Origin of the sequence: Oryzobacter telluris (assembly GCF_043099285.1) — a bacterium.
Classification (GTDB): domain Bacteria; phylum Actinomycetota; class Actinomycetes; order Actinomycetales; family Dermatophilaceae; genus Oryzobacter; species Oryzobacter telluris.
On sequence record NZ_CP170723.1, the window covers coordinates 578848 to 594023 of the forward strand.

A 15176-nucleotide genomic window follows, 5' to 3' on the forward strand; every position below is an offset into this window, starting at 1 on the left:
CGGTGACCCGCCTCCAGCCATGAACCCCGTCGCCGAGCTCCGTGCCTTCTTCCGGGCCGCCCTCGTCGACCCGGTGCCGCGCGACCACACCGAGCCCGACTGGGCCTTCCGCCGCCGACGCATCGTCGCGGGGGTGACCCTGCTCGTCGGGGCCGGCGTCCTCGCCTGGGCGCTGCGGATCGAGCCGGGTGACCCCACCTTCTACGTCGCCACCATCGTCCTGGCCGTCGTCTGGGCGGGCGGCGCGCTGCTCTCGGGGCCGCTGCACCTCGGCCGCGCGCACACCCGGGCGGGGCGCGGCTCGAGCCGTGCCGTCGTGCAGTCCCTGGCGCTGGGGCTGCTGCTGCTCGCGGTCTTCATGCTCGGCGCGGTGGTCGTGGCCCGCATCCCGTTCCTGCGCGAGCCCGTGCAGGAGCTGCTCGACCACGCGCGGTTCGGGTCGCTCGGCCTCGTCGCGCTCATCACCGCGGTCAACGGGGTGGCCGAGGAGCTGTACTTCCGCGGGGCGCTCTACGCCGGGGTCGGGCGGCGGCACGCCGTGGCCGTCACGACGCTCGTGTACACCCTCGTCACCGCGACGTCCGGCATCGCGCTCCTCGTCCTCGCCGGGGCGCTCGTCGGGCTCGTCGTGGGGTTCCAGCGGCGGGTGACCGGCGGCATCCTCGGACCCACGATCACCCACCTCACCTGGTCGCTGGGCATGCTCTTCCTCCTCCCACCCGTCCTCGACCGGCTCTCCTGAGGAGGCTGCCGTGACCTCCGTCCTCTGGCTCCGCCGCGACCTGCGGCGGCGCGACCACCCCGCCCTCCTCGCGGCCCGAGACGCGGCCGGTGACGGCGACCTCGTCGTCGCGTTCGTCGTCGACCCGCGGCTGTGGGCCGGGGGAGGGTCGGTGCGGCGGGCGTGGCTCGCGGCCAACCTGCGCGCACTCGACGAGTCGCTCGACGGCAACCTCACCCTCCTGCACGGCAACCCGCGCGCGGTGGTGCCCGAGCTCGCGAAGCGGGTCGGGGCGTCGTCGGTCCACGTGACTCGGGAGACCACTCCCGTGGGGCGCTTCCGCGACGAGGTCGTCGCGGAACGACTGGGCGGCAGCGGGATCGAGTGGGTGGAGACGGGCACGCCCTACGCGGTGGGTCCCGGAATCGTCGTCAACGGCAGTGGGGACCCGTACAAGGTGTTCACGCCGTTCTCGAAGGCGTGGCGCGCCCACGGCTGGCCCGACCCCGCCCCGACCCCTCGCTCGCTGCCCCTGCGGCACGCCCGCAACGACGCCGACGCGACGGCCGCGCTCGATGCCGCGCTCTCGTCCTCCGACCTGCCCGAGCTGCCCGAGGCGGGGGAGGAGGCCGCGCTGCGGCGCTGGCGCTCCTGGCGCGACGGCGGTCTCGACGGGTACTCCGACGACCGCAACCGTCCCGACCTCGACGGGACCTCGCGGCTGTCGACCTATCTGAAGCTCGGTGTCCTGCACCCGCGCACGCTCCTGGCCGACCTCGCCGGCGAGCGGGGCAAGGGCGCGCACGTGTTCGAGTCCGAGCTGGCCTGGCGCGAGTTCTACGCCGACGTCCTGTGGCACCAGCCGCGCACCGCGTGGGAGGACCTCAGGACCGAGATGGGCCGGATGCGCTACGACGAGCCGCAGGACGCCATCGAGGCCTGGAAGAGCGGGCACACCGGGTACCCGATCGTCGACGCCGGGATGCGGCAGCTGCTGGCCGAGGGCTGGATGCACAACCGCGTGCGGATGATCACGGCGAGCTTCCTCACCAAGGACCTGCACGTGTGGTGGCCGCTGGGGGCGCGCCACTTCCTCGAGCACCTCCTCGACGGCGACATCGCCTCGAACAACCACGGCTGGCAGTGGGTCGCCGGCACCGGGACCGACGCCTCGCCGTACTTCCGCGTGTTCAACCCCGTGACGCAGGGGATGCGCTTCGACCCCGACGGTGCGTACGTGCGCCGATGGGTGCCCGAGCTCGCGCACCTGGCGGGCAAGGCCGCGCACGAGCCGTGGGAACACGACGACGGGTACGCCCACGGTTACCCGCAGCGCATCGTCGACCACGCTGCCGAGCGGGTGGAGGCCCTCGAGCGCCTCGAGGCCACCAAGGGCTGAGCGTTGGCTCCCAAGGTTCGACAGGGCCCGGCGGAACTTGGGGAAGTGCGTGACGTGTCCCTAGAATCGGGGGCACGAGGGGAGTACTTCCCAAGCTCGTGCCGGTCAGTACGACCCACCCCGCGGTGGGTCCCGGTACGGCACCGCCCGGCTCGTCCGGACCGGTGAAGGAGACCTCAGGACCGTCTCATCGTGCCCTGAGGAGCCCACCATGTCCCTGCTCTCCTTCCTGCCCACCGCGGCCGAACCCGCCGGTGGCCCCGTCGACTCGGTCGGCACGCCCCTGCTGTGGGGCGCCACCATCGCCGTGGTCCTGGGCCTGTTCGCCCTCGACTTCGTTCTGACCCGCAAGCCCCACGCGGTCTCGATGAAGGAGGCCGTCGCCTGGTCGTCGTTCTACGTCGGGCTGCCGCTGGCGTTCGGCGTGTTCGTCTGGACGCAGTACGGCGGTGACCGCGGCCTCGAGTACTACACGGGCTACCTGGTGGAGAAGTCGCTCTCGGTCGACAACCTCTTCGTCTTCATGCTCCTGCTGGCCGCGTTCGCGGTGCCCGACGAGCTCAAGCAGCGCGTGCTGCTCATCGGCGTGGCCGGTGCGCTCGTGCTGCGCGGCATCTTCATCGCCCTCGGTGCGCAGATGATCTCCACCTTCTCGTGGACCTTCCTCCTCTTCGGCGTCGTCCTGCTGCTCACCGCGGTCAAGGTCGGCAAGGACGCCCTGTCGGGGAACGACCACGCGGTCGACATCGGCGAGATCCGCACCGTGAAGGTCCTGCGCCGCTTCTTCGCCGTGTCCGAGGAGTACGCCGGCACCCGGATGACGGTGGCGCAGGCCGGCCGTCGGGCGCTCACCCCGTTGGCGCTGGTGACCGTGGCGATCCTCGGCACCGACATCGTCTTCGCGGTGGACTCAGTGCCCGCGGTGTACGGCATCACCGGCGACCCGTACCTCGTGTTCGCCACGAACGCGTTCGCGCTGTTGGGTCTTCGCGCCCTGTACTTCGTGCTCGAGGGCGCGCTCGGCTCGCTCGTGCACCTCGGCCACGGGCTCGCGGCGATCCTCGCGTTCATCGGTGTCAAGCTCGTCCTGCACTGGGCGCACGACATCTGGACCTGGGTGCCCGAGGTCCCGACCTTGGCCTCGCTGGGAGTCATCGTCGGCATCCTCGTCCTCGTGACGTGCACGAGCCTCGTGGCCCAGCGGCGGGCCGAGCGGGCGGAGGCCGCGGCTTCCGACGAGCCGGACCCCGTGGGCGCCGACCGCACCTGAGGTTGCCCGACGTGGGCGACTGTCACGACGAGCGTCCTGACGCCGGAGCGGTCATCCCCTACTGCTCCGGCGTCCGTCCGACGACGGCGATCGACCACGGTGCGGATGCGGAGACCTTGAGCGTGAACTCGCCGGCTTCGGAGACGAACGTCGATCCCTTGGCCTTCTTGTTGCCGGTGACGATCTCGCCACGGGAGACGCCGTCCTTGTCGAGCAGCTCCACGGTGAAGCCGCTCTGGGGCTTGGCTTCCCAAGTGATCTCCCAGTTGGAAGCGGCGGAGAACGCTTTCGTCGTCGTGTCGCCCGAGCCGGTGAACCGCGCCAGCGACTCGGCCTCGGAGGCCGTGCTGCTCGTTGCGGAAGGTGATGACGACACGGTGCGGCCGGCCTTGCCTGGCTGAGCGGCACCGTGGGAGCGCACGACGAGGACCACCACGACAGCCAGGGCCAGAACGGCCAGGACGGCGCCGAGGTACACCCGTGAGCGCTGGTGGGATGCCGCGTGGCGGCTCGGGTTGTCGGTCACGATCGGTCCCCTCCGTGGGTGCACTCCGACGGCCGCGTTGGCCCGTGTCGGTCGGGCCGGCCGCCAGGCAAGACGACCGGCCCTTCGACTGATCGACTCAGTTGATCACGACGCCGTTGGCGCCGGTCACGGACTGCTGGATCGTCCTGAAGGACTTGGTGTTCGAGTCGTAGGCCCAGTTGTTCGAGTAGTACAGCGAGCTGTCCTTGCTCGAGAGCACGGTGAATCCGATGGTGTCCCCACCGCTTCCCGAACAGGTGGGGCTCGTCCCGCAGCCCTCGTGGGCGTCCACCCTCAGCGTGACGCCTCCCTCGATACTCGTCTGCGTGCCGTTGCTCTCGATCCTGTAGATGCTGGCCTTCGTGTAGATCGTGACGTCCTTCGCGGGGGCGGAGCCGGCTGCCCCGGAGAAGGCCAGTGACGAGATGGAGTTCGACTTGATGTAATAGGTGCCACTCGCACGCTGGAGAACGAGCTGGATCTGGCCCTGGGGGTTGGTGCCCTTGCTGTTGTACTTCATGCCCAGGGTGTACCCGCCCTGCGTGGCATCCGCGTAGGTTCCAGCGGCGGAGGCCAGCTTGGCGAGCGAGGCCGCGCCCTGGGTCGAGTAGGCGGTGGGCGGGATCATCACGGTGACCACTGGGTGAGTTGCCTGGTACGCATCAGTCGCGGGGTCTGCCAGGTACTGCTGGTCGTTCGTGAACTGCCCGGCGAGCCGGACCTCGACGAGGTACTGCTCGGCGCCGTACTGCCCGGTGCTCAAGGTGATGGTGGTGGTCGCGGTGCCCGTACGGGTCTCGGTGTTCGACACCGGGCTGACCTTCACTCCGCTGGCGAGCATCTTGTTGGACTTCCGATCGAAGAAGTCCACCGTCCCGGCAACGAGGTTCCCTCGTCCGTCAGGATCCGCGACGCTGGCCGTCAAGGTCACCTGGGCCGTGGTGCTGCTGCTGCCGGAGCTGACGAAGGTCGTCTGACCGATGTAGGCGACGACGGCCCGACGGGGGGTGATCGTCAGGGTGCCCTTGGCGAACGTGAAGCCGTAGTTCCCCGCGGACAGTGTCCCGAGCGAGCAGTTGATGTCGTAGCTGCCGGTCACGCTGGCGTAGGTGGCCACGGTCGAGCACGAGGCATCACCGGACACGCCGGACGTCGCCAGGTTTTCGCTGTTCTTGAAGCCGCTGATCGTCGCCGTGAACGCCGGTTCCGGCATGCCGTACTCCCGCGTCTTGTTGTCGGCGGTCACCGTCAACGTGGCCCTGGTGATGGCTAGGTTCCCATTGACGAGCGTCACGGTGTAGTTGCCCAGTTTTGTGGGGGAGGAGTCGACCGCTGTCGGCATGATCGCGTAGTTGCCCACGCTCGAGGCCACGGTCGCACTTGCGGAGTACGACGCCGTGATCGCGTCAGTGTTCTTGAGCCCGACGATCGACCCGGTCAGCACCGGGTTCGCTTCCCCGTACACGCGTGTCTTGTCCGCCGCCGTGATCATCAGCGGCGCCCTGGTCACCGTCAACGCCGCGTCGGACAGAGTCAGCGTGTAGTTGCCGAGCTTGGCGGGGGAGGAGTCAACGGCCGCCGGCGTGATCGCGTAGTTGCCCACGCTCGAGGTCACGATCGCACTTGTGGAGTACGACGCTGTGATCGCGTCAGCGTTCTTGAGCCCGACGATCGACCCGGTCAGCACCGGGTTCGCATCCCCGTACACCCGTGTCTTGGCCGCGGCCGTGATCACCAACGGCGCCCTGGTCAGGCACAGCTTGCCGGTTACGAACGCGAAGTCGTAGTTCGCCGCCGCCAACGCACCCGGGCCCGAGCCCGACGCACAGGTGATCGGGTAACCCGTCGACCCGTTCACCGGGCTCGTCGCCGTTGCCGTCGTCGAGCAAGTGGGGGAACCCGTCACACCCGAAGATGCCAGGTCCTCACTCCTCTTGAACCCGCTGATCAACGCGTCGAGTGGCGGGTTGGCCTCTCCGTACTCGCGGACCTTGTCTTTGGCCGTCACCGTCAACGTCGCCTTGCCGATCGTCAGGTTCGAACCTAGGTAGGTGAGGTCGTAGTTCGAGCCTGCTGTCAGCGTGTTCTTGCGGATCGTGTAGGTGCCGACGTTCTCACCGGGGTCGCGGGTCAGGCCGCCGGTGAAGGCGTCGGTGTAGGCGAGCGTCCCGGAGGTGATCGAGTAGGTCAGTGCCGGGTCGGCGTCGCCGTAGGTCTTGGACTTCGGCGCGGCGGTCACCGTCACCGGGCGCTGACCGATGGTCAGATACGCGGTGGTGCCGGTGGTGAAGCCGTAGTTGAGAGCGGACAGGCTGCCGGCGGTGCAGGTGATCGTGTAGGGGCTAGCGGCGACCGAGTCACCTGTGACGCGGGTGCAGCCCGCGCTCCCGCCGATCGTGGTGGTGGAGGAGGTGTCACCGTTCCGGAACCCGGTGTAGGTCCACGTGAAGGCCGGGTCGGAGTCGCCGTAGGTCTTGGCCTTCGGGACGGCGTTGACGTTCAGGGTCGCCTGGCCGATGGTCAGCTCCGCACTGACATAGGTCAGGTCGTAGTTCGGTCCTGCGGACAGGGTGTTCCTGCGGATCGTGTAGGAGCCGACGTCCTCGCCCGGGCCGCGGGTCAGCGTGCCGGTGAAGGCGTCGGTGTAGGCCAGCGTCCCGGAGCTGATGGCGTAGGTGAAGGCCGGGTCGGCGTTGCCGTAGGTCTTGGACTTCGGGTCCGCAGTGACCGTGATGGGGCGCTGGGCGATGGTGAGGTTCGCGCCCACGTAGGTCAGGGCGTAGTTGGCGTTCAGGGCCACGGTGCCCTGGGTGATCGGGTAGGTGCCGACGTCCTCGCCGGCGTCGCGGGTCAGGGTGCCGGTGAAGGCGTCGCTGAAGGCCAGGCTGCCGGAGCTGATGGCGTAGGTGAAGGCCGGGTCGGCGTTGCCGTAGGTCTTGGACTTGGGCGCGGCGGTGATCGTCACAGCCCGCTGGGTGATGGTGAGGTTCGCGCCCGCGTAGGTCAACGCGTAGTTGGCGTTCAGGGCCACGGTGCCCTGGGTGATCGGGTAGGTGCCGACGTCCTCGCCGGCGTCGCGGGTCAGCGTGCCGGTGAAGGCGTCGCTGAAGGCCAGGCTGCCGGAGCTGATGGCGTAGGTGAAGGCCGGGTCGTCGTAGCCGTAGGTCTTGGACTTCGCTGCCGCGGTCACCGTCACCGGGCGCTGACCGATCGTGAGGTTCGCGCCCACGTAGGTCAACGCGTAGTTGGCGTTCAGGGCCACGGTGCCCTGGGTGATCGGGTAGGTGCCGACGTCCTCGCCGGCGTCGCGGGTCAGCGTGCCGGTGAAGGCGTCGGTGTAGGCCAGCGTCCCTGAGGTGATGGCGTAGGTGAAGGCTGGGTCGTCATCGCCGTAGGTCTTCGACTTGGGGTCGGCAGTGATCGTCACGGCCCGCTGGGTGATGGTGAGGTTCGCGCCCGCGTAGGTCAACGCGTAGTTGGCGTTCAGGGCCACGGTGCCCTGGGTGATCGGGTAGGTGCCGACGTCCTCGCCGGCGTCGCGGGTCAGCGTGCCGGTGAAGGCGTCGGTGTAGGCCAGCGTCCCTGAGGTGATGGCGTAGGTGAAGGCTGGGTCGTCATCGCCGTAGGTCTTCGACTTGGGGTCGGCAGTGATCGTCACGGCCCGCTGGGTGATGGTGAGGTTCGCGCCCGCGTAGGTCAACGCGTAGTTGGCGTTCAGGGCCACGGTGCCCTGGGTGATCGGGTAGGTGCCGACGTCCTCGCCGGCGTCGCGGGTCAGGGTGCCGGTGAAGGCGTCGGTGTAGGCCAGCGTCCCTGAGGTGATGGCGTAGGTGAAGGCTGGGTCGTCGTCGCCGTAGGTTTTCGACTTGGGGTCGGCAGTGATCGTCACGGCCCGCTGGGTGATGGTGAGGTTCGCGCCCGCGTAGGTCAACGCGTAGTTGAGGCTCAGCGCCACGGTGCCCTGGGTGATCGGGTAGGTGCCCACGTCCTCGCCGGCGTCGCGGGTCAGGGTGCCGGTGAAGGCGTCGCTGAAGGCCAGGCTGCCGGAGCTGATGGCGTAGGTGAAGGCCGGGTCGGCGTTGCCGTAGGTCTTGGACTTGGGCGCGGCGGTGATCGTCACCGGGCGCTGACCGACGGTGAAGTTCGCGGTGGTGCCGGTGGTGAAGCTGTAGTTCGCGGCGGACAGGGTGCCCGGGGTGCAGGTGATCGTGTACGGGCTGCCGGCCACGGACTCACCTGTGGTGCGGGTGCAGTCGGCGTCGCCGCTGATCGTCACGGTGTCGGCGTCCTGGCCAGTGATGAACCCGGTGTAGGTCCAGGCGAAGGTCGGGTCGGTCGCGCCGTAGGTCTTGGAGTCCGCGACCGCGTTGACGTTCAAGGCCTTCCTGGCGATGGTGAAGTCCGCCGTCACGTAGGTGATGGCGTAGTTGGTGCCGGCGCTCACGGTGCCCTGCAGGATCGCGTAGGACCCGGCGCTCTCGCCTGCGGCGCGGGTCAGCGACCCGGTGAAGGTGTCACCGTTTTCCAGTGACCCGTCGGGGGCGGTGTAGGTCAGTGCCGGGTCTGCCTGGCCGTAGGTCTTGGACTTCGGGTCCGCGGTCACCGTGATCGGCTTGGCGGTGATGTCCGCGGTGGTGGTGGTGACCGAGCCGAGGGTGTAGTTGCCGGACTGGGTGCCGGACAGGGTGGCGCCGGTGAGGGTGACGGTCTTGTTGGTTGCGACGTTCTTGTCGGCGAAGGTGGCGGTTCCGCCGGTCAGGGTGACGTCTTCGGCGCCGACGACGCCGGTGAGGGTGCGGTTGGTGGCGGTGGCGGTGGTGGAGCCGTCGTAGGTCTTGTCGGCGCTGGTGAAGCTGCCGGTGAGGGACTTGGCGGTGATCGAGCCGGTGGTGTTCTCGACGAACGTGACGGCGTAGTTGTTGCCGTTGTTGCCGTCCTGGACCTGGCCGGTGGCGGTCAGGGTCTTGCCGGTGCCCACGTTCTTGGTGTCGAAGGACTGGGTGAAGTTCGCGGTGTCGGTGCCGACCAGGGCGTTGGGGCTGAGGGTGGGGGTCTGGTCCGAGCTGGTGGTGCCGTCGTAGGTCTTGGTGTCGGTCACCGCGCTCACGGTGATCGGGCGGGCGGTGATGGTGTAGTCGGCGCCCACGAAGCTCAGGTCGTAGTTGCCGCTGAGGGCCAGGGTGCCCTGGGTGATCGCGTAGGCGCCCACGTCCGAGCCGGGCTCGCGGGTCAGGGAGCCGGTGAAGGCGTCACCGGTGGCCACGGTTCCGGTGGTGACCTGGTAGGTCAGGGCCACCTCGGGCTCGCCGTAGGTCTTGGACTTCGCGTCCGCGGTCACGGTCAACGCGCGGGCGGTGATCGAGCCGGTGGTGTCCTCGACGAACGTGACGGCGTAGTTGTTGCCGTTGTTGCCGTCCTGGACCTGGCCGGTGGCGGTCAGGGTCTTGCCGGTGCCCACGTTCTTGGTGTCGAAGGACTGGGTGAAGTTCGCGGTGTCGGTGCCGACCAGGGCGTTGGGGCTGAGGGTGGGGGTCTGGTCCGAGCTGGTGGTGCCGTCGTAGGTCTTGGTGTCGGTCACCGCGCTCACGGTGATCGGGCGGGCGGTGATGGTGTAGTCGGCGCCCACGAAGCTCAGGTCGTAGTTGCCGCTGAGGGCCAGGGTGCCCTGGGTGATCGCGTAGGCGCCCACGTCCGAGCCGGGCTCGCGGGTCAGGGAGCCGGTGAAGGCGTCGCCGGTGGCCACGGTTCCGGTGGTGACCTGGTAGGTCAGGGCCACCTCGGGCTCGCCGTAGGTCTTGGACTTCGCGTCCGCGGTCACGGTCAACGCGCGGGCGGTGATCGAGCCGGTGGTGTCCTCGACGAACGTGACGGCGTAGTTGTTGCCGTTGTTGCCGTCCTGGACCTGGCCGGTGGCGGTCAGGGTCTTGCCGGTGCCCACGTTCTTGGTGTCGAAGGACTGGGTGAAGTTCGCGGTGTCGGTGCCGACCAGGGCGTTGGGGCTGAGGGTGGGGGTCTGGTCCGAGCTGGTGGTGCCGTCGTAGGTCTTGGTGTCGGTCACCGCGCTCACGGTGATCGGGCGGGCGGTGATGGTGTAGTCGGCGCCCACGAAGCTCAGGTCGTAGTTGCCGCTGAGGGCCAGGGTGCCCTGGGTGATCGCGTAGGCGCCCACGTCCGAGCCGGGCTCGCGGGTCAGGGAGCCGGTGAAGGCGTCGCCGGTGGCCACGGTTCCGGTGGTGACCTGGTAGGTCAGGGCCACCTCGGGCTCGCCGTAGGTCTTGGCCTTCGCGTCCGCGGTCACGGTCAACGCGCGGGCGGTGATGTCTGCGGTGGTGGTGGTGACCGAGCCGAGGGTGTAGTTGCCGGACTGGGTGCCGGACAGAGTGGCGCCGGTGAGGGTGACGGTCTTGTTGGTTGCGACGTTCTTGTCGGCGAAGGTGGCGGTTCCGCCGGTCAGGGTGACGTCTTCGGCGCCGACGACGCCGGTGAGGGTGCGGTTGGTGGCGGTGGCGGTGGTGGTGCCGTCGTAGGTCTTGTTGGCACTGGTGAAGCTGCCGGTGAGGGACTTGGCGGTGATGGCGGCGGTCGTGGTGGCGACCGAGCCGAGGGTGTAGTTGCCGGCGTGAGTGCCGGACAGGGTGAACCCACTACCGGTCACCGTCTTGGCGGTGCCGACGTTCTTGTCGGAGAAGGTGGCCGACCCACCGGTGAGGGTGACCGTGTCACCGGTCTCCACGCCGGTCAGGCTCCGGGTCAGGATGGACGCCGACGTGCTGCCGTCATAGACCTTGTCCGAGACCGTGAACGATCCCGTGACGGTCTTGGCCCCGATCGCCAGGTTCGCGCCGACGTAGGTGATGGCGTAGTTGGTGCCGGCGCTCAGGGTGCCCTGCAGGATGGCGTAGGACCCGGCGCTCTCGCCTGCGGCGCGGGTCAGCGACCCGGTGAAGGTGTCACCGCTTTCCAGGGACCCGTCGGGGGCGGTGTAGGTCAGTGCCGGGTCTGCCTGGCCGTAAGTCTTGGCCTTCGGGTCCGCGGTCACCGTGATCGGCTTGGCGGTGATGTCCGCGGTGATGGTGGCGACCGAGCCGAGGGTGTAGTTGCCGGACTGGGTGCCGGACAGGGTGGCGCCGGTGAGGGTGACGGTCTTGCCGGTGCCGACGTTCTTGTCGGCGAAGGTGGCGGTTCCGCCGGTCAGGGTGACGTCTTCGGCGCCGACGACGCCGGTGAGGGTGCGGTTGGTGGCGGTGGCGGTGGTGGTGCCGTCGTAGGTCTTGTTGGCGCTGGTGAAGCTGCCGGTGAGGGACTTGGCGGTGATGTCCGCGGTCGTGGTTGCGACCGAGCCGAGGGTGTAGTTGCCGGACTGGGTGCCGGACAGGGTGGCGCCGGTGAGGGTGACGGTCTTGCCGGTGCCGACGTTCTTGTCGCCGAAGGTGGCGGTTCCGCCGGTCAGGGTGACGTCTTCGGCGCCGACGACGCCGGTGAGGGTGCGGTTGGTGGCGGTGGCGGTGGTGGTGCCGTCGTAGGTCTTGTTGGCGCTGGTGAAGCTGCCGGTGAGGGACTTGGCGGTGATGTCCGCGGTCGTGGTGGCGACCGAGCCGAGGGTGTAGTTGCCGGACTGGGTGCCGGACAGGGTGGCGCCGGTGAGGGTGACGGTCTTGTTGGTTGCGACGTTCTTGTCGGCGAAGGTGGCGGTTCCGCCGGTCAGGGTGACGTCTTCGGCGCCGACGACGCCGGTGAGGGTGCGGTTGGTGGCGGTGGCGGTGGTGGTGCCGTCGTAGGTCTTGTTGGCACTGGTGAAGCTGCCGGTGAGGGACTTGGCGGTGATGGCGGCGGTCGTGGTGGCGACCGAGCCGAGGGTGTAGTTCCCGGCGTGAGTGCCGGACAGGGTGAACCCACTACCGGTCACCGTCTTGGCGGTGCCGACGTTCTTGTCGGAGAAGGTGGCCGACCCACCGGTGAGGGTGACCGTGTCACCGGTCTCCACGCCGGTCAGGCTCCGGGTCAGGATGGACGCCGACGTGCTGCCGTCATAGACCTTGTCCGAGACCGTGAAGGCGCCGGCCAGGCTCTTGGCCGTGATCGTCTGGGCCACGGGGCCGCTGGTGCTTGCCTGGTAGAGAGTCCCGGTCGTCGTGCCGCTGTACTCGGCCGTCAGGCTGTGGGGACTGCCTGCAACGGACAGGTTCGACACCGTGCACGTGGCGGTGTTGCCGGAGAGCGACACGGCCGAGCACACGGTCGTGGTGCCGTCCTTGAAGGTCACGGTGCCGACACTGCTCGGGTTGCCGGCCGTTGCGGTCACGGTCGCCGTGAACGTGACGGCAGAACCGTAGGTGCTGGGGTTCGCCCCGCTCGTCCGGGTCAATGTGGTGGTGGTGCTGCGCTGGGCGACCTGCGCCAAGAACTTGTTGTTGTAGCTGGCTCCTGTGGTACCTGAGCCAAAGACGACCTTGATCACGTCATTGGATGGAGCCGTAGTCGTGGTGTTGGTGTTGCTGCCGGCAACAGAGCCAGACGACGAATAGCCAGTCGGGTTCGCGGTCCGAACCGCGAAGTAGGTCCGGTTCGTGCCCAAAGTCAGAGGGCCGAAGGTCCAGTCCCCCGACGCCGGAGTCTGAATTTGAGAACCCACCTGGGTATCGCCTGCGTCCCACACGCCGAGGTTGGCGCCAGTGTTGCTGGTGTCGAGGTACAGCTTGACCGTCGCGCCAGCCAGGCCGGTGTCCGTCTCGTCCCACCCGTTGGCGTTGGCGTCGTCGAACACCGTGCCGGAGATGCCCGGCACGACGACGGTCGTCGTCAGCTTGCTGGAGTTGTCCGCCAGGCTCGCGTCGTTCTCGGCGCTCAGGATCTTGGCGTCGTTGGTGAAGGTCGCGTTGTTGGCGAATGCCGAGCCCACCGTCACTCGGTACGTTCGGGTCACACTCGTGGAGCCGCCGTTGATCGTCCCGAGTTTCCACGAGAGGGTCCTCGTCAGGGCGTCGTACTTGCACGGGGTGGAGCAGCTGTTGGCAACGTACGTCACGCCGGGGGGCAGGACGTCGGTCATTTGCACCCCGGTCGCGGCATCGGTCCCGGCGTTCCGGTATGCGAGTGAGTAGGTGATGGTCTGACCCGGTGCCACGGTCGAAACGGCGGTCTTCGTGAGCTTGAGGTCAGGCGACCCGGGAGCAGTCCGCGGCTTCGTGAAGGCGAGTGTGCCGCCGCCAGGCGTGAGCTGGACCGCCAGCGAGTTACCGGTGAAGTTGTGAGCTCCGGCCATCAGCTGCGTCGAGAACTGAATCCATCCCTCCGCGTTGGAGGTCAGTTTGACGTCAAACCTGTACGTGTACGTCTCCGCGCCCGACCCGTTCGTGGCCTTGGAAAACGCGACGTTGGTCAGGGTGACGTTGCTGCTGCGGTTTGCCGGGTCCTGCAGACCTTCGAGGATGTCGAGGCCTTGGCTTCCGGACTTGGAGTGGTCAATATCGAGAGTCAATGTCGTCGTGGACGCGTTCGCCTGGTTGGCCTGGAAGTAAACCCGCATCGGGACGGTGTCGAGCTCGCTCCAGCCGGGTGTGGTGGAGTTGAGGCTGGTGGTCTGCCAAGGCGACGTACAGCCCGAGCCGGTCGTGCAGGCGGGATTGTCCTGAGCCTGAATCTGCGCGCTGACGTTGGCTGCGGCGACGTACGGGCCGACGATGGGGCCGCCGCTGCCGGCGACACCCGCGGGGACGACGGACGAGGTCGAGGTGTCGCCCAGGGCGCGTGCGAGATTGACGCGGCCGTTACCGGTGTCGGCAACGGTGCCTGCGGCGTCCGCCGTGCGGGCGAGGCGACCGACCACGACCCCGTTCGAGGCGGAGGGGTCGTTGGCCCTGACGAGAGCTGCGGAGGCCGCGGTGATGGCGGCCGCGGCGGAGGTGCCGGTGATCGATGCGGCGCCGGTGGCGATGTCGTCACCGGGAGCGGCGAGGAAGGTGTCGTCACCCGAGTTGGAGCCGGACCACAAGGCGTCGACACGGTCGGTGGCGGAGACGCCGACGACCTTGGCGAGCCCGGCCGGGTAGGTCGCGACCGTGGAGGCGTCGTTCCCCGTGGCGGCGACGAGGACGACGCCCTTCGACCAGGCGTAGTCGGCGGCGGCCTGGAGCGCCTCGCTGCGACCCGGGTTCGAGAACGACATGAGGATCACGTCGGCGCCGTGGTCCGCGGCGTACACGACGCCGGCGACGATGTCGGAGTCCTGGCCGGTGCCGTCAGCACCCAGGACCTTCACGGGCATGACGCTGACGCCGTGATACCCGACGCCGGCGATGCCGGTGTCGTTGTCCGTGCCCGCCGCGACGATGGAGGCCATCGCGGTGCCGTGACCGTTCGCGTCATCGGTGCCACTCACGCCCTCGAGCATGGAAGCACCGGAGAGCACCTTGCCGGTGAGGTCTGCCGTCACGTCGACGCCGGTGTCCAGCACGGCGACGGTCGCCGACCCGGACGGAGTCACGGTGCCGTATGCCGAGTCCCACTCGATCTTGGGCAGGGCCCACTGGGAGTCGTACGACGGGTCGTTCGGGGCGCCTTGGGCCTCGCGCACCTTGTCGGCCTCAACCCGGAGCACGTCCGGGTTCGCCCGAAGGGCGTCCACGCCCGCGGCGGTGAGGGAGGCGGAGTGCATCCGCAGGGCGGGAACGGCTCGGGTGCTGACGGCGTCAACGGCGTCCAGGTCGGTGCGCTGTTCCGCACTGGTGACACCTGACACGAACTCGACGATGAAGTCGCTCCGTGGAGCAGGTGCCGCGACGGTGGGGGTGGACGAAGGTGACGGGGTGTCGGCAGGCGCAGGGTCATCGACCACCAACGTGAACGAGGCCGGCTCGAAGTCGAAGGACCCGCTCGTGCCGTTGGTCTCTTCCGTGAGCGACACGGTCACGGAACCGGCGCTCACACCGGTGAGGACCAGGGGGACGGCGACGTCGCAGGAGGTGAAGTCCAGGGTTGCCACGTTCGCCGTGGCAATGCCCGTGACATCGAGGTTGACCGCGGCGGTCAGCGTGGCCTCGCTGCCGACGTTGCACCCCTCGGCCCCATCGTCGTTCGCGGCGGCGACGGAGAAGTTCACGGTCGTGCTTTCGCCGACCACCACGCCCGCGCTTCCTCCGGCGATCACGTCGTTCTGCAGGCTGTCGGCGAGTGCGGCACCCCCACCGGTGGTGATGACGACGACGGCGACGGTTGCGGTGGCGAGAACGCGCACCATCGAACGTGGGCTCATGAGCCCTCC

5 protein-coding genes are annotated in these 15176 nt (G+C 68.7%); 3 read left to right on the plus strand and 2 right to left on the minus strand.

Translation table 11 applies throughout. The features are described from left to right. Positions 1 to 19 precede the first annotated feature (19 nt). The 3 genes from ACFLFB_RS02535 (at position 20) to ACFLFB_RS02545 (ending at position 3390) form a co-directional block, all read left to right on the plus strand. Positions 20 to 742 carry a CPBP family intramembrane glutamic endopeptidase gene (locus tag ACFLFB_RS02535; protein ID WP_392544132.1) on the plus strand — a complete coding sequence of 241 codons (723 nt, stop codon included), beginning with the start codon at positions 20 to 22 and terminating at the stop codon, positions 740 to 742. 10 nt (positions 743 to 752) lie between these two features. Beyond that, a complete protein-coding gene (locus ACFLFB_RS02540; RefSeq protein ID WP_392544133.1) occupies positions 753 to 2120 on the plus strand; it encodes a cryptochrome/photolyase family protein in 1368 nt (455 codons plus the stop codon). A 211-nt stretch (positions 2121 to 2331) separates the two neighbouring features. Then, complete coding sequence (locus ACFLFB_RS02545; protein ID WP_392544134.1) at positions 2332 to 3390, plus strand: TerC/Alx family metal homeostasis membrane protein; 1059 nt, start codon at positions 2332 to 2334, stop codon at positions 3388 to 3390. Between the two features lie 58 nt (positions 3391 to 3448). Here the strand turns inward: ACFLFB_RS02545 and ACFLFB_RS02550 are convergent, their stop codons facing one another. After that, positions 3449 to 3916, minus strand: a complete 468-nt coding sequence (locus tag ACFLFB_RS02550) for a hypothetical protein (RefSeq protein ID WP_392544135.1) — start codon at positions 3914 to 3916, stop codon at positions 3449 to 3451. Between the two features lie 97 nt (positions 3917 to 4013). Next, positions 4014 to 15167, minus strand: coding sequence for an MBG domain-containing protein (locus ACFLFB_RS02555; protein ID WP_392544136.1), 11154 nt, complete (start codon positions 15165 to 15167; stop codon positions 4014 to 4016). Positions 15168 to 15176: the final 9 nt, after the last annotated feature.